At 68.0% G+C, this 14337-nt stretch carries 14 protein-coding genes; 6 read left to right on the forward strand and 8 right to left on the reverse strand.

Annotation, left to right across the window (positions count from 1 at the left end):
- Window position 1: 1 nt before the first annotated feature.
- A complete protein-coding gene (locus HLA91_RS08080; protein ID WP_165882768.1) occupies window positions 2-775 on the reverse strand; it encodes an isoprenyl transferase in 774 nt (257 codons plus the stop codon).
- A complete protein-coding gene (recO, locus tag HLA91_RS08085; protein WP_165882767.1) occupies window positions 772-1560 on the reverse strand; it encodes a DNA repair protein RecO in 789 nt (262 codons plus the stop codon). The genes HLA91_RS08080 and recO overlap by 4 nt, the downstream gene beginning before the upstream one ends.
- A gap of 164 nt (window positions 1561-1724) precedes the next feature.
- Here recO and HLA91_RS08090 point away from each other — a divergent pair, with 164 nt between their 5' ends.
- Window positions 1725-2216 (forward strand): hypothetical protein, encoded by a 492-nt coding sequence (locus tag HLA91_RS08090; protein ID WP_165882766.1) that lies wholly within the window; start codon window positions 1725-1727, stop codon window positions 2214-2216.
- A 66-nt stretch (window positions 2217-2282) separates the two neighbouring features.
- Here HLA91_RS08090 and leuA read toward each other — a convergent pair whose 3' ends face one another.
- A complete protein-coding gene (gene leuA / locus HLA91_RS08095; protein WP_170274258.1) occupies window positions 2283-4070 on the reverse strand; it encodes a 2-isopropylmalate synthase in 1788 nt (595 codons plus the stop codon).
- Between the two features lie 218 nt (window positions 4071-4288).
- Window positions 4289-5581 (reverse strand): DUF6636 domain-containing protein, encoded by a 1293-nt coding sequence (locus HLA91_RS08100; RefSeq protein WP_170274259.1) that lies wholly within the window; start codon window positions 5579-5581, stop codon window positions 4289-4291.
- Window positions 5582-5681: 100 nt separating this feature from the next.
- Here HLA91_RS08100 and HLA91_RS08105 point away from each other — a divergent pair, with 100 nt between their 5' ends.
- The 3 genes from HLA91_RS08105 to HLA91_RS08115 are packed head-to-tail and all read left to right on the forward strand — an operon-like array spanning window position 5682 to window position 8409.
- Window positions 5682-6584 carry a L,D-transpeptidase family protein gene (locus HLA91_RS08105; protein ID WP_102160458.1) on the forward strand — a complete coding sequence of 301 codons (903 nt, stop codon included), beginning with the start codon at window positions 5682-5684 and terminating at the stop codon, window positions 6582-6584.
- Between the two features lie 12 nt (window positions 6585-6596).
- The gene (locus HLA91_RS08110; protein WP_170274260.1) at window positions 6597-7394 is read left to right on the forward strand and encodes a dihydrofolate reductase family protein; all 798 of its coding nucleotides are present in this window, start codon (window positions 6597-6599) and stop codon (window positions 7392-7394) included.
- A gap of 25 nt (window positions 7395-7419) precedes the next feature.
- A complete protein-coding gene (locus tag HLA91_RS08115; protein WP_170274261.1) occupies window positions 7420-8409 on the forward strand; it encodes a malate dehydrogenase in 990 nt (329 codons plus the stop codon).
- Between the two features lie 24 nt (window positions 8410-8433).
- On the opposite strand, the gene HLA91_RS08120 is transcribed toward HLA91_RS08115, so the two are convergent.
- Entirely contained in the window at window positions 8434-9816 is a 1383-nt protein-coding gene (locus HLA91_RS08120) for an alpha/beta hydrolase family protein (protein WP_170274262.1), read from the reverse strand.
- A 147-nt stretch (window positions 9817-9963) separates the two neighbouring features.
- Here HLA91_RS08120 and msrB point away from each other — a divergent pair, with 147 nt between their 5' ends.
- Window positions 9964-10383, forward strand: coding sequence for a peptide-methionine (R)-S-oxide reductase MsrB (gene msrB / locus HLA91_RS08125; RefSeq protein WP_165882759.1), 420 nt, complete (start codon window positions 9964-9966; stop codon window positions 10381-10383).
- Window positions 10380-10892: a GNAT family N-acetyltransferase gene (locus HLA91_RS08130; protein WP_102160469.1), complete on the forward strand. Its 513-nt coding sequence runs from the start codon at window positions 10380-10382 to the stop codon at window positions 10890-10892. Before msrB ends, HLA91_RS08130 begins: the two co-directional genes overlap by 4 nt.
- Window positions 10893-10987: 95 nt before the next feature.
- On the opposite strand, the gene hemQ is transcribed toward HLA91_RS08130, so the two are convergent.
- From hemQ to hemE, 3 genes are all read right to left on the reverse strand, one after another.
- Window positions 10988-11698, reverse strand: coding sequence for a hydrogen peroxide-dependent heme synthase (gene hemQ, locus HLA91_RS08135; protein WP_170274263.1), 711 nt, complete (start codon window positions 11696-11698; stop codon window positions 10988-10990).
- Window positions 11699-11774: 76 nt separating this feature from the next.
- Entirely contained in the window at window positions 11775-13238 is a 1464-nt protein-coding gene (gene hemG / locus HLA91_RS08140; RefSeq protein WP_170274264.1) for a protoporphyrinogen oxidase, read from the reverse strand.
- Window positions 13235-14293 carry a uroporphyrinogen decarboxylase gene (gene hemE / locus HLA91_RS08145; RefSeq protein WP_170274265.1) on the reverse strand — a complete coding sequence of 353 codons (1059 nt, stop codon included), beginning with the start codon at window positions 14291-14293 and terminating at the stop codon, window positions 13235-13237. Before hemE ends, hemG begins: the two co-directional genes overlap by 4 nt.
- Between the last annotated feature and the right edge of the window lie 44 nt (window positions 14294-14337).

Consider the following 14337-nt stretch of genomic DNA (forward strand, 5'->3'; position numbering starts at 1 on the left):
GTCATTTCGGGGCGTCGACGGCCGCTCCGAAGCGGCGGTCGCGGCGCGCGTACTCCTCGATGGCCGCCCACAGGGTGCGGCGGTCGACGTCGGGCCACAGCACGTCCTGGAAGACCATCTCGGCATAGGCCGACTGCCACAGCAGGAAGTTCGAGGTCCGCTGCTCACCCGAGGACCGGAGGAACAGGTCCACATCGGGGACTTCGGGGTGGTACAGCCGGTTGGTCAGGGCCTTCTCGGTGATCTTGCCCGGCTTCATCTTCCCGGCAGCGACCTCGCGGGTGATGGCGTTGACGGCGTCGACGAGTTCGGAGCGGCCGCCGTAGTTGACGCAGAACTGCAGCATCAGCCCGGTGTTGTGCTTCGTCATCTCCTCGGCGCGTTCGAGTTCGTCGATGACGGACTTCCACAGCCGTCCGCGCCTACCCGACCACACGATGCGCACACCGAGGGCGTGCAGCTCGTCGCGGCGGCGGCGGATGACATCGCGGTTGAAGCCCATGAGGAAGCGCACCTCCTCTGGCGAACGCTTCCAGTTCTCGGTCGAGAAAGCATAGGCCGACAGGTGCTTCACACCGATTTCGATCGCCCCGTGGATGACGTCGAGCAGAGAGGCCTCCCCTGCCTTGTGCCCCTCGGTGCGCGGCAGGCCGCGCTCATTAGCCCACCGGCCGTTGCCGTCCATGACGATGGCGACATGCTCGGGCACAAACTTCGCCGGGATCGCAGGCGGGACCGCTCCCGAGGGGTGGGGCGGCGGTGCGGGATAGGTCATGTGGTCTCCACAGAAGCTGACGGGGCGGGCGGGTGTGAGGCCGGCTGGACGGGTGCCGGCTGGCTGGCGAGCACGGCCAGGGACTTGACCTTGCGCTCCAGATGCCATTGGACATAGGTGACAATGAGGCGGGAGGCCTCCGCCTGCTGGTAGGCGCTGCTGGCCTCGACCCGCTGCCAGTCACGGGACATGAGCGCGGTGAGGTGGTCCATCGTCTCCGAACTCGGCAGCGCAGTGCCGTGCGGGCGGCAGGAGTGGCAGACAGCACCGCCGAGGGCTGGTGAGAACGCCCGATGCGGGCCAGGTGTCCCGCACTGGGCGCAGTCATCAAGGCTCGGCGCCCAGCCGGCCAGCGACATCGCCCGCAGCAGATAGGCATCCCGGCTCAGGCCCGGGGCGTGCTCGCCGTTGCACAGGGAGCGGATGGCGGCCAGAAGCAGCAGGAACTGGGCGCGAGCCTGCGGTTCGTCCTCGGTCAGGCGGATCGCCGTTTCGGCCATGCCGGTGGCTGCTGCGTAGGTGTCGTAGTCGGACATGATCCCGCGGGCGAAGGGCTCGAGCAGCTCGACTTGGGTGATGATGTCGAGGCTGCGGCCGATGTGGCACTGCACGTCGACGAACATGAACGGCTCCAGCCGGGAGCCGAACCGGGATTTGGTGCGGCGGATGCCCTTGGCGACCGCGCGGATGAGGCCGTGGTTGCGGGTGAGGATGATGACGATGCGATCAGCCTCGCCGAGCTTGTGCCCGCCGAGGACGATGCCGACATCACGATAGAACCTCACCAGCCGATTATCTCACTCCCGGCCCGCTGCCGCTGCGAGGTGCTGTCTGGGCGTGCCGCCAGCCCAAACTCCACCGATGTCTCTCATCTGCGTCTCAGGATCGCCTCAGAAGCCAGATCCACGATGAAAGTTCGATCTCTGATGCGAACACCTGGAGCCCCGCCATGATGACCGCTGTTCATCCCACTCAGACCTATCAGCCGGCTGCCTCGAATCCTGCCCGCGGGGTCTTCTCCGCCCTGTCGGCCACCGCATGGATCGCAACCGTCCCCATCGCAGCGGCCACCCTTGCCGTCGTCGCCCAGGCGCTGGCCTTCCGCCCGGAGTATCCGGGTCTGAGCACCGCCTTGGATCTCTACGCGATCGCCTTTGCTCTTGGTGGCATCTCTGCTGTCGCGTGTGCGGCTGCACTCGGCATCGCCCTGCGCGCCTGTGCCCGTGATCGCACGGGTTCAGCGGCTGCAGCCGTGCGCATCGCGGCACTGGCGGCGGCGGTGACGACCGGCATTGTGGCGCTCATGCTCCTCTCGGCATTCTTCGTCCCCGGCGGCGGGCCGCTGTTCGCCCCAGCCCTGCTGTGCCTGACGCTCATCGGCACGACACTGACGACAGCGCTGCGCCGCTGGGCGCGCCTGCTGCATCAGCAGGCTGGCTGAAGCGCGACTGAAGACGGAACAGGGCGCTGGGATGATCGTCCCAGCGCCCTGTCGGCTCTCAGCGTGTCACTGCTGTCCGTCGAAGCTCGTCTCATCCCGCATATAGCGGTTGATCGCCGAGATGACGGCCTTGAGTGAGGCCTTCGTGATATTCGGGTGGATGCCAGCACCCCACAGCACGCGGTCGCCGATGGCGATCTCGACGTAGGCCGCTGCGGTCGTGTCTGCTCCGGCGCCGATCGCGTGCTCGGTGTAGTCCTGGACTCGCACGTCGACGCCGAAGTTCTCGTTCATGACGTTGACGAGTGCGTTCAGCGGGCCGGTGCCGTGGCCTTCGTAGGAGCGCTCTTGGCCATCGGTCTCCAGGGTCACTTCGAGGCGCTCGGCGTTCTTGCCAGCGGCATCGTCATCGACGTGAGCCGATTCGGTGCGCAGTGCTGTGACTCGGAAGCGGCCCCAGCTCTTGCTGGCCTCTTCTGCCGGCAGGTACTCATCGGAGAAGATCTGCCAGATCTCCGATGCCGGGATCTCGCCGCCGGATTCGCTGTGCTGCTGGACGACCTTGGAGAACTCCACCTGCATGCGCCGGGGCATGTCGAGGCCGTACTCGCTCTTGAGCAGGTAGGTGACCCCGCCCTTTCCGGACTGGGAGTTCACCCGGATGATCGCCTCATAGGTGCGGCCGAGGTCCTTGGGGTCGACCGGGAGGTAGGGCATGTCCCATTCCATCTCGTCGGTCGGCACGCCGGCCTCTTTGGCCTTCTTCTCCCGGTCGGCGAAGGCCTTGTTGATCGCGTCCTGGTGCGAACCGGAGAACGAGGTGAACACGAGATCGCCGCCGTAAGGGTGGCGTTCGTGCACACCGATCTGGTTGCAGTACTCGACGGTGCGGATGACCTCGTCGATGTCGGAGAAGTCGAGTTCGGGATCGACTCCCTGGGAGAACAGATTCAGTGCGGTGGTGACGAGGTCGAGGTTGCCGGTGCGCTCGCCGTTGCCGAACAGGCAGCCCTCGATGCGGTCGGCACCAGCCATGATGCCGAGCTCAGCGGCTGCGACACCGGTGCCGCGGTCGTTGTGCGGGTGCAGGGAGACGGCGATGGCCTCCCGGTAGGGCACGTGACGGCAGAACCATTCGATCTGGTCGGCGTACGTGTTCGGGGTGCCGCGTTCGACGGTGGCCGGCAGGTTGACGACGGTCTCGCGGCCGTCTGCCGGCTGCCACATGTCGAGGACGTTGCCGACGATGTCGAGGGCGAACTCCGGTTCGGTGTCGACGAAGATCTCCGGCGAGTACTGGTAGCCGAAGTCGGCATCCCCGAGCAGCGACTCGGCGTGCTTCATGACCGCCTGGGTGCCGCGCATGGCGATGTCGCGGGTCTGGTCATAGCCTTCGCCGTCGAAGCCGAAGACGACCTTGCGGAAGACCGGGGCGGTGGCGTTGTACAGGTGCACCGTCGGCTTCTTGGCGCCGACGAGGCTCTCGACGGTGCGCTCGATGAGGTCCTCACGTGCCTGGGTCAGCACCGAGATGCGCACATCATCAGGGATCGCGTCCTCTTCGATGATCTGGCGGACGAAGTCGAAGTCCGGCTGGCTGGCAGCCGGGAAGCCGACCTCGATCTCCTTGAACCCGAGGCGGACGAGCAGGTCGAACATCGCGCGCTTGCGGTCAGGTGTCATCGGGTCGATGAGTGCCTGGTTGCCGTCGCGCAGGTCGGTTGAGAGCCAGCGCGGGGCCTTGGTGATCCGCTGGTCTGGCCAGGTCCTGTCGCGCATGTCGAGGGAGATGCGGTCGAAGAAGGACTTGTACTTCGCAAAGGGCATGGGGGTCGGCTGTTGCAGTTTCGCCATGGTGTTTCATCCTCTGTGGTGTGCTCAGAGCCCGGGAGTATCGCAGGTGGGCGAGTGACCCGGCGGGTGTGTCAGCGACCGGCAGCACGGACTCCGCGGCGAGGATGCGGCCTGTGTCAGGCCTCGCCGCGGCACGGAAGGAGGAGGATGTGCCTAGCCATGCTCCCACCCTAGAACGCAGCTGCTGGCATCCATAGCCGCGTCCGAGGTGTGAGATGTCAGTTCGTGAAGTTTGCTGCAGCCCGGGCGATCTTGAAGCCCTTGCCCGACTCCATGTGCGAGCATTCGACGCCGTCCTCGTTCGAGGTACAGCGCATCCCGTGAGCCTCGAGGCTCTGGCCGTAGGCGAGCTCCTGGGCCTCACCGCTGCTCGGCGGTGCTTCGGCACACGAGAAGCCGGCACCCTCGGCATTGGCAACGACAACGGATCCCCACGGGTCGACCTTGCAGTTCTCGGGCTTGTCGGCCGGTGGGTCGTAGTCGAAACTGGCGATCGCGCAGCGGGCGCGTTCGTTGCTGATCGTGCACGAGATGTTGCCCGAAGGCGTGGTGAAGGACTCAGCGACCTGCTCACCGGAGGTCTCGGTCGGCTCCTGGCTCGCCTCGCCCGTCGGCTCGGTGGTGTCAGCCGGTGGCGGCGGGGGCGTGTCTCCCTGGACGTCGTCGCTGCGGGTGCTGACATCCCAGACGATGTAGCCGATGCTGCCGGCGACGATGAGCGCGGCGAGGATGATGGCGATGATGGCCGGGACCGGCAGGCCGCCCTTCTTGCGCGGCGGCTGTGCCGGTGGCTGCGGGAACGATCCGGTCGGCACGCCCGGCGGCTGCCCGAAACCGGCAGACTGTCCGGGGCTCGGCGCTCCATGCCCGAGCGCATAGCCAGGTGCCGCTCCATAGCTCTGCACGGGGCTGTGACCCTGGGCGGCGGCGTAACCGGGCTGGACTGCACCGTAACCGGGCGGGGTGGCGCCGTAGGCCTGCGAGGCGGCCGGGCTGACGACCGGCGGCTGTGCCGGCGGTGGCGGTGCATCGGACGGCTGACGTGCCGGCCACACCGAGGGTGCAGCCTGCTGTTCGGCGAATGCCTCATCAGCCTTGGTCGCCTTCGGCAGGTGATCGCGCGGGATGTCCTGCTCACGGGTGCCGTCGAGCCGATCGTCGCGGGTCTCCGCAGCGAGTTCACGCAGCTCTTCGAGGCTGAGCATCTTCGTCGACTCCGCACTGTCTCCGGCGGCGCCGACAGGCTCCGGCGAAGGCTGGCCGGCAGGCGCTGCCAGCGGCTGAGATGGGGCGGTTGGTGTTCCGGACACCGGCGGCATCGCAGCGGTGGCATCGGCCTGCGGCTGGCTGCCGGAGGGCCCGCTGGCTCCCGGGCCGGCGGGGTCGGCAGAGCGGTCGGCGCCCGGCTTGGGCTGGCCGACGAAGAGCTGGGTCGTCAGCGACTCCTCGGGTTCGGAGTCGGCGCGGCGGCGCGGCTGCGGCCGGTGCGACGGCGGTGGTGGCAGGGTCATAGTGCTCCCAGTTTAGTCTGCTGCTCACAGCCGCGTACTCAGGAGGTGACCAGGCGCGCCGGATCCTGCACTGCCTGCTCAAGCATGGAATAATGGCCGTATGCCCATCGCGCCGAAGACAGTCCTGCCGGCTGCTGTGCTGACAGCGGCCGCACTGCTCGTCTCCGGATGCGGCGCAGCCGGCAGCGCCAACGCGCAGGCAGCCGGTGACGGCGCTCCCGTCGCTGCCGAGAGTGTCGGCTCCAGCCTCAGCGCTCCGCAGCTGCAGGCTCCCGGTGATTTCCCGGCCCCAGCCGTCCAGGCGCCCATCGAGCCCAACGCCGCCGATTCCACCGCAGACGACGAAGCGGCCAGCACCCCGGATGCTGACAAGGTCATGCCTGCCGATGACATCTCCGCCGGTCAGACGTTCCCATCCCTGCCCGGTGTCGGACCCGAGACGCGCAGCGATGTGCCCGATTCGGCCCGCCAGGTGCTGGTGGCCATCGGTGAGGACGAGAAGGACACGCAGAACCAACTGGTGCTCTACCAGCGTGCTGATGCCGACTCCGAATGGGAGGCGGTCAAGGTCTTCACCGCCCACAACGGCCGCAGCGGCTGGGCAGAGGAGCGCCGCGAGGGCGACGGCACCACGCCGGTCGGCGTGTTCGCTCTCACCGACGCCGGTGGGGCCAAGGCAGACCCGAACTCGAAGCTGCCCTACACCCAGGACAGCGGCCTGCGCGATGGCGCCGCCCAGGTCTACGGTGAGGACTGGCGCGATGTGTTCGACTACGTCATCGCCATCAACTACAACCGCAAGCCCGGCACTGCCCCGACGGACAACACCCGCCCGATGGGCTGGGACGCAGGCGGCAAGATCTGGCTCCACGTCGACCACGACTCCCCCACCCGCGGCTGTGTGACCGTGCCGACCGATGAGATGCAGTATCTGCTGCAGACCATCGATCCTGAGCTCGATCCGCACATCGTCATGGGTCCTGCGGACATCCTCGGCCGGTGAGTCGGGCAGCGCATGGCGGCACGAGCTGACTTCCCCACCCGCACGACACTGCGCGAGCTGACCCCGCAGGCCCGGCTGCTGCCCTATGAGCTCGGCGAGCCGACGCTGACCGCTCTCTATGATTCCGGCCCGCTGACCGGCCCGCACGGCATGCGGGTGCAGGCGAACATGGTCACCACTCTCGACGGGGCGGTCACCGGCGCCCACGGCAGCTCCCGGGAGATCTCCTCCCCTGCCGATATGCGGGTCTTCTCCGTGCTGCGCGCCCTGGCCGATGCCGTCGTCGTCGGAGCCGGCACCGCCCGCGCCGAAGGCTACACCCGGCTTGCCGCCAAGCGCGCCCACCTCGCCCAGCGCCGCCGCCGCGGCCAGGCCGACGTTCCCGCACTCGTCCTCATCACCGCCTCCGGAAACATCGACACCGACCGTCTCGATGCCGCCGGCAACTCCGATGTCATCGTCCACACCTCATGTGCGGATGAGGCGACGCTGGATCGCCTGCGCGGCTACTTCGGGGACGGCAACGTCGTCACCCATGCAGACGATGTCACCCCGGCAGCGGTGCTCGCTGACCTCCGCGCCCGAGGGATGCGCCGGGTGCTGTGCGAAGGGGGGCCCGCCCTGCTCGGCACGTGGCTCCAGGCCGGTGTCATCGACGAGCTGTGCCTGACCGTCAGCCCCCTCATCACTGGCACGGGCCCAGGCCTGGTGTCCGGGCCCGCCTTCGACCCGCCGCTGCGAGCCCGCCCGCTGTCCCAGCTGACCGACGGTTCGACGACGATCCACCGCCTGCAGCTGGACTCTCCCTGAACCACCCCACCGATAGGAGCACATCATGACCCGCACCATCGCCGTCACCGGGGCCGCCGGACAGATCGGCTACAGCCTCCTCTTCCGTCTGGCAGCAGGATTCGTCTACGGCGATGAGCCGATCCGCCTGCGCCTGCTCGAGATCCCGCAGGCGATGCAGGCCCTCGAAGGCGTCGTGATGGAACTTGACGACTGCGCCTTCACCCAGCTCGAAGCCGTCGAGATCACCGACGACCCCGCTACCGCCTTCGACGGTGTCGATGCCGCGCTGCTCATCGGTTCGATGCCGCGGAAGAAGGGCATGGAGCGTGCTGATCTGCTGCAGAAGAACGGTGAGATCTTCTCCACCCAGGGCCGTGCGCTGGAGAATGCCGCCGACCATGTCAAGGTCGTCGTGACCGGCAACCCGGCCAATACGAATGCGCTCATCGCCTCCCATCACGCCCCGGATATCCCGAAGACGCAGTTCACCGCTCTCACCCGGCTCGATCACAACCGGGCGCTGTCGCAGCTGGCGGCAAAGGCCACCGAGGTCACCGGTGAGCCGGTGCAGGTCCAGGACCTTGAACGGGTCGCCATCTGGGGCAACCACTCCGCCACCCAGTACCCCGACATCTCCCACGCCCGGCTGGCCGGCCGGCCGCTGGCCGAGGTCATCGGCGATGAGGCGTGGGTGGCAGATGAGTTCGTGCCGACGGTCGCCAAGCGCGGGGCGGCGATCATCGCCGCCCGCGGAGCCTCCTCAGCGGCCTCGGCAGCGCACGCGACGCTGGAGCACCTGCGCGACTGGGAGCACGGCAGCAACGGCGGCTGGGTGTCGATGGCGGTGCATTCACAGGGTGAGTACGACGTGCCGGCAGGCCTCGTCTCCTCGTTCCCTGTCGTGTGTGCCGACGGCGGCTATGAGATCGTCACCGGCCTGGAGGTCGATGCGTTCTCCCGCAAGCACATCGATACCTCGGTCGCTGAGCTGCAGGCCGAGCGGGAGACCGCCCAGGAGCTCGGCGTCCTGTGAACCGGTGGCCTGCCGGCCGCTGAATCAGCGGTCGACAGGCAGGTCCAGGCAGCCGTCGCCGCGCCCGAGCTGCCGGTTGCTCATATCGAGCAGCCGCGAGTTCTCCTGCGCGACAGTGTCACCTGATGATGCTACGTGAGTCGGCTTCGTCGGTGACGCGCTTGCCAGTCGGGCCGGTTCTGCTGGCTGCCGGCGGCTGGGCAGCGGGCTGCGCAGCACCTTCGATTCGAGGAAGTTCGCCACATCATCCGACCAGCGCTCCGGGTCGGTGTTCCACTCCTTGGTGTGCCGGCCCTTGGTGTAGCTGGGCATCGTCACGAGGTCGCGGCGCACATTCGCCAGGGCATGTGAGGGACCGGTGGGGACGAATTCGTCGCTTTCGGAGTGGATGAGCAGCAGCGGCTTGTCCAGTTCGGCGGCTCGGGTCAGCCAGTCCATCCGGTCGAGGTCGAGCGGGGTCTCCAGCCCGGTGATCCGCCGGGCCCACGGGCGGGTGATCATATCGAGGGTCAAACGTGCGATCGGGGTGGGCAGGAAGTTGAGCTTGGCCTGATGGTCGAGCACGTTGTACCAGTCGACGACCGGCCCGTCGAGGACGAGGGCGCGGATGTGGTCGCGGTTGCGGCCGCGGGAGGCGGCCTGGAAGGTGATCGCCCCGCCCATCGACCAGCCGAAGAGCACGACGTTCTTCGCACCTCCGGCCAGGGCGTAGTCGATGGCGACATCGACGTCGAGCCACTCGGTGTCTCCGAGCCCGTAGCGGGCCGACCGGCCGACCCGCACCTCGGCGTCGTTGCGGTAGGCCATCGCCAGGGCCGGCATGCTCAGCGAATCGAGCACGGGGCCTGCGCGCAGGCATTCGGCGCGGGTCGCACCGCGACCGTGGATGAGGATCGCCCACGTGTCACTGGGCTTCTCGGCGGTCGTCGGCAGATACCAGGCCGGCAGCTCGCCGACATCGGAGACGAGCGCGATGTCCTCAGACGGCAGGTTGAGCTGGTCGGGATGTGAGTAGAACTGGCCGGTCCAGCGGCCCCAGCGGGCGGTGCGCAGGTTGCCGGAGGTGACGGCGAGGACTTCCCGCGAGACGGTCTGGGAGACTGGGTCGTATTCGATGATATCGCCGAGCTGGGCGTGGCCGGTCGCCGAATCGAAGTACAGGCCGTAGCGGCCGTTGACGAGGGTGTCGTCGGTGGCCGGCAGGTGGACGCGCATATCGTCGTCGAAGCCGTCGACGTGCAGGATCTCCAGGTCCTCAGGGGCGTGTTCGGGGACGACGATGCGGCGGGCGAAGTAGGCGGCCAGCCCTGATGAGGCGACCGAGACGACCGCCCCGGCGGCCAGGCCCGCCCCGAGTCCGGCCATGGTGGCCCGCAGCGCCCGGTTCTTGAAGTCCGCGTGAGTCATCTGTGTCCCTCCTGGCTCTCATCCTACTCATCTCACCTGGGGTGGGGTTCCAGGAAGCACGGAGGATTTCAGCTGGTGTTCACCTGGCTCGCGGAGCCTGCGTGCCTGGTAGCGTGAGCACATCCGCATCAGGGAGGAGCCAGACGCATGACCGAACCGACCCACGCTCCCGGCGCTGCCGAGCGCAGCGAACGGCAGTGGCAGGAGATCCTCTCCCCTGCCGAATACCAGGTGCTGCGCAAGGGCGGCACCGAACGGCCGTTCACCGGTGAGTACACCGATCACACCGCCACCGGCGTCTACTCGTGCCGGGCCTGCGGGGCTGAGCTGTTCCGCTCGGAGACGAAGTTCGACGCCCACTGCGGGTGGCCTGCCTTCTACGCACCGCTGGCTGAGGACCGGGTGCGCTACATCGAAGACCGGACGCTGGGCATGGTGCGCACCGAGGTGCGCTGCGCAGCCTGCGACTCCCACCTCGGGCACGTGTTCTACGGGGAGGGCTTCTCCACCCCGACCGACGCCCGCTTCTGCATCAACTCGATCTGCCTGGACTTCGACGACGCATGAGCGGCGACCTGATCGTCAAGCCCTTTGCCGAGCTGACGACGACAGAGCTGTACGGGATCCTGCAGCTGCGCTCAGCGGTCTTCGTCGTCGAGCAGGACTGCGTGTTCCTCGACCTCGACGGCGTCGACACTGTGCCCGAGACGCTGCATGCGTTCTTCCCGCAGCCGGCTCGCGCCTCCCGCGACTCCCACGGCAACGACACCGGTGTCTCGGTCATGCCGGCCGCCTATGCGCGCGTGCTGCCGCTGGGCTTCCCGGATGGCCCGGCAGGTGCCGACGACGCCTATTCTATCGGCCGGGTGGTGACCGATCCCGAGGTGCGGGGCACCGGTGCAGGCGGGCGCCTGCTGGCGGCCCTGGTCGCGCAGCTGGGCCATGAGCCGCTGGTGATGAATGCGCAGAGCCACCTGGAGGGCTTCTACGGCCGGTACGGATTCGTGCCCTCGGGCCCGCGGTTCATGGAAGACGGCATCGAGCACACCCCGCTGCGCCGCGAAGCAGGACTGTGATCAGATGACTGTGCCGGCCCACGCGGATGCGGGGGCCGGCACAGTGTCGTTTCAGGCGCTCAGCGCCGCTCAGATGGTGAGCGCTACTCAGCCGGTCAGCGCCACAGGGCGAAGATGTCAACCAGGTCCTTACGCGGGCCGGTGAAGAACGGGATCTCCTCACGCACGTGCAGGCGGGCCTCGGTGTCGCGCAGGTCGCGCATGAGGCTGATGATGCGGTCGAGGTCGTCGGCTTCGAAGCCGAGCAGCCACTCGTAGTCGTTCAGCGCGAAAGCGGCGATGGTGTTGGCCTTGACGTCCTTATAACCGGCGGCGGCCTTGCCGTGGTCGCGCAGCATGGTGGCCCGTTCCTTCGGATCGAGCAGGTACCAGTCGTAGGAGCGGACGAACGGGTAGACGCACAGGTAGTCGCCGGGGTTCGGGTCGGTGAGGAAGGCCGGCAGGTGGGACTTGTTGAACTCAGCCGGTCGGTGCTGGCCGATGCATGACCAGACCGGTTCGAGCAGTCCGCCCAGCAGCGAGCGGCGCACAACGGAGTAGGCCTCCTGCAGCACCTCGACTGAGGGGGCGTGCCACCAGAACATCAGGTCGGCATCAGCGCGCATGGCAGAGATGTCGTAGGTGCCGCGGACGACGAGGTCCTTATCAGCCAGTGCTGCCAGGCCCTCGTTCAGCTCGGCTGCCAGTTCGGCCCGGTCGGCTTCGCCGAGCTCACCGGCGACGGCGAAGACGCTGTAGCCGGCGTAGCGGATCTCGCTGTTGTACTTCTCGATCTGTTCGGGAGTGGGCTGAACGTAGTCAGACATTCCTTCGTTCCTCTCTGCGGCCGTGGCGGCCATGTCTGTTCGGGGTGGGTGGTCTCAGGCTCGGCGGGTCATCGGTTCAGGTGCTGGTGGCGGCGGTGAGGCCGGTGGCGATCCGGTTCGCCTCTGCTGCTGCGCGTTTGAGGCACACCGGGATGCCGACGCCGTCATAGGCGGCACCGGTGAGTCCGAGACCGGCGTGCCGGGTCAGCGCGGTGTCGATGGCGGCGCTGCGGTCCAGGTGGCCGGGCCGGTACTGGGGCAGCGACTGGGTCCAGCGTTGGACTTCCATGTGCCGGCATTCGGCGTTGCTGCCCGTGATGTCACGCCAGTCGGCGAGCGCCCGGGCGGCGAGCTGCTCGTCGTCGAGGACGGCCCAGGTGTTCGGGTCATCGCCATAGCGTCCGACGCTCATCCGCACGACAGCGGTGCCGGCTGGCAGTGCGTCTTTGAGCCACGGCCATTTGTTCGAGGCGAAGGTCGAGGCCTTGATGAACCGGCCTTCGGTCGGCGGGATGAGGAACCCGGAACCGGACATCGGCTGGTCACCGGTCTCAAGCACGGCAGTGACGACGGCGGAGTCGGCGTAGTCGAGGTCGCTGAGGATGCCTGCGATCTCAGCATCGATGTCAGCGAGAATCGGTGCGGCTGCATAGGCCGGAACGGCAAGGACGACGGCCTCAGCCGGCAGCAGCTGCTCCCCTGCCGCCACCGTCCAAGCAGCCTCACCGCAGGCCTCATCGCCGGCAGCCGTACCCGGCTGCAGAGCGGTGACGGGGGTGTTGAGGTTGATGCGCACGCCATGGGCGCGCAGGTCATCGGCAAGGGCGGTGATGAGGCGTCCGATGCCGCCGGGCAGGGTCATGAACACCGGCGGGGCGTCCTTCGACTTGGTGCCGGGGATGTTGGCACCGGAAGCCGCACTGCGCTGGGCGCGCACCTCGCTCACCGCCTCGAGCACAGACGTGCCGGCGTGGGCGGCTGGCAGCAGCGCGGGAATGGTGGCAGCCATCGACAGGTCGCGGCAGCGCCCGGCGTAGACTCCGCCGAGCAGCGGGTCGACGATGACATCGGCGACCGCATCGCCTAACCGGGAGGCGATGAACTCACCGACCGACACGTCGCCGTCGGCAGGATCGGTGAGCGTCTCTGCCTGGGCGCGGTCCACCTCGGGCGCGGTGAGGATCCCGGCCAGGCTGCCCGGATCGCTCGGCACGCCCATGAGTGTGTCCGTGGGCATCGGGTGCATCGCATCGCGGACGAACAGCTGCGAGGAGTGCTCCCGGGAGGGGAACTCCAGATCGAGGCCGAGCTCAGCGCACAGCTCCTTCGTCTCAGGCCGAACGAACAGGCTGGCCTCAGCACCGACATCGGCGCCGAAGGGCGCCTGCCCACCGAGAGTCGAGGTTTTGAGGCACCCGCCGAGCCGCTCGGAGGCCTCGCACACCGTGATCTGGGCATCCGGCAGCGCCCGGGTCAGCCGGTAGGCGGTGGCGAGCCCCGAGATCCCGGCCCCGGCGATGACGATGCGCGGGGCGCTCACTTCGGGTCGTCTCCGCTCAGCAGCGCGGCGGAGATGCGGTGGACCTCGTCGACGATGCGGCCGGGCACCTCGGGGTCGGTGGCCGGCAGCACGCCGTGGCCGAGGTTGAAGATGTGGCCGCCGCTGTGGGCCAGGCCGTCGCGCACGATCTGCTCGATGCGCGGCTGGAGGGCCTCCCAGGGGGCGAAGAGCAGGGCTGGGTCGAGGTTGCCCTGCAGCGCCTGGCCGGGCTTGATGCGGGTGGACGCGTCAGTGAGTTCGACTCGGAAGTCCGCACCGACGACGTCCGAACCGGCCTCGGACATCGCCGGCAGCAGCTCACCGGTCTGCACGCCGAAGTGGATGCTGGGCACGTCGTGGTGAGCGAGGTCTGAGAAGACGCGCTGGGAGTGCGGCAGCACATGGGTCCGGTAGTCGCGCGGGCTGAGGTAGCCGGCCCACGAGTCGAAGAGCTGGAAGGCCTGAGCACCAGCCGACAGCTGCACGTCGATGAACGTCGTCGACATGGCCGCAAGCTTGGCCAGCAGTTGGGAGAACATCTCCGGCGCGCCGGCCATCATCGCCTTGGTCTTCTCATGATTGCGGCTCGGGCCGCCTTCGATGAGATAGCTGGCAAGCGTGAACGGGGCGCCGGCGAAGCCGATGAGGGCGGTGTCCTCGCGGGTGGCGAGCTCGGCTGCGATGCGCGAGATCGACTCGGTGATGTCGGGCATCGTCTCTGCGGTGAGCTCCGGCAGGTTGTCGATATCAGCCTGCGTGCGCACCGGATGGGCGATGACCGGGCCGACGCCGGGTTCGATGACGACGTCGATGCCGGCGGCCTGGAGCGGGACGACGATGTCGGAGAAGAAGATCGCGGCGTCGACGTTGTGGCGGCGCACCGGCTGCAGGGTGATCTCGGTGACGAGGTCGGGTGTGCGGCAGGCTTCGAGCATCTGGTTGCCCTGACGCAGTTCGCGGTACTCGGGAAGGGAGCGGCCGGCCTGACGCATGAACCAGACAGGGGTACGGTTTACCGGCTGAGAGCGCGCTGCACGCACAAGAGTCGTCGTCATGGACCTATCGTCTCATCTGTGGCTGGCGTGGAGAAAACCGTTCG

Source organism: Brevibacterium luteolum, from assembly GCF_013004595.1.
Taxonomy (GTDB): Bacteria; Actinomycetota; Actinomycetes; order Actinomycetales; family Brevibacteriaceae; genus Brevibacterium; species Brevibacterium luteolum.

Bases quoted from the DNA above. Each gene is read 5' to 3' on its own strand.
- HLA91_RS08080 (WP_165882768.1), bottom strand. From the start codon at position 775: ATGACCTATCCCGCACCGCCGCCCCACCCCTCGGGAGCGGTCCCGCCT.
- HLA91_RS08090 (WP_165882766.1), top strand. From the start codon at position 1,725: ATGATGACCGCTGTTCATCCCACTCAGACCTATCAGCCGGCTGCCTCG.
- leuA (WP_170274258.1), bottom strand. From the start codon at position 4,070: ATGGCGAAACTGCAACAGCCGACCCCCATGCCCTTTGCGAAGTACAAG.
- HLA91_RS08100 (WP_170274259.1), bottom strand. From the start codon at position 5,581: ATGACCCTGCCACCACCGCCGTCGCACCGGCCGCAGCCGCGCCGCCGC.
- HLA91_RS08105 (WP_102160458.1), top strand. From the start codon at position 5,682: ATGCCCATCGCGCCGAAGACAGTCCTGCCGGCTGCTGTGCTGACAGCG.
- HLA91_RS08110 (WP_170274260.1), top strand. From the start codon at position 6,597: ATGGCGGCACGAGCTGACTTCCCCACCCGCACGACACTGCGCGAGCTG.
- HLA91_RS08115 (WP_170274261.1), top strand. From the start codon at position 7,420: ATGACCCGCACCATCGCCGTCACCGGGGCCGCCGGACAGATCGGCTAC.
- HLA91_RS08120 (WP_170274262.1), bottom strand. From the start codon at position 9,816: ATGACTCACGCGGACTTCAAGAACCGGGCGCTGCGGGCCACCATGGCC.
- msrB (WP_165882759.1), top strand. From the start codon at position 9,964: ATGACCGAACCGACCCACGCTCCCGGCGCTGCCGAGCGCAGCGAACGG.
- HLA91_RS08130 (WP_102160469.1), top strand. From the start codon at position 10,380: ATGAGCGGCGACCTGATCGTCAAGCCCTTTGCCGAGCTGACGACGACA.
- hemQ (WP_170274263.1), bottom strand. From the start codon at position 11,698: ATGTCTGACTACGTTCAGCCCACTCCCGAACAGATCGAGAAGTACAAC.
- hemE (WP_170274265.1), bottom strand. From the start codon at position 14,293: ATGACGACGACTCTTGTGCGTGCAGCGCGCTCTCAGCCGGTAAACCGT.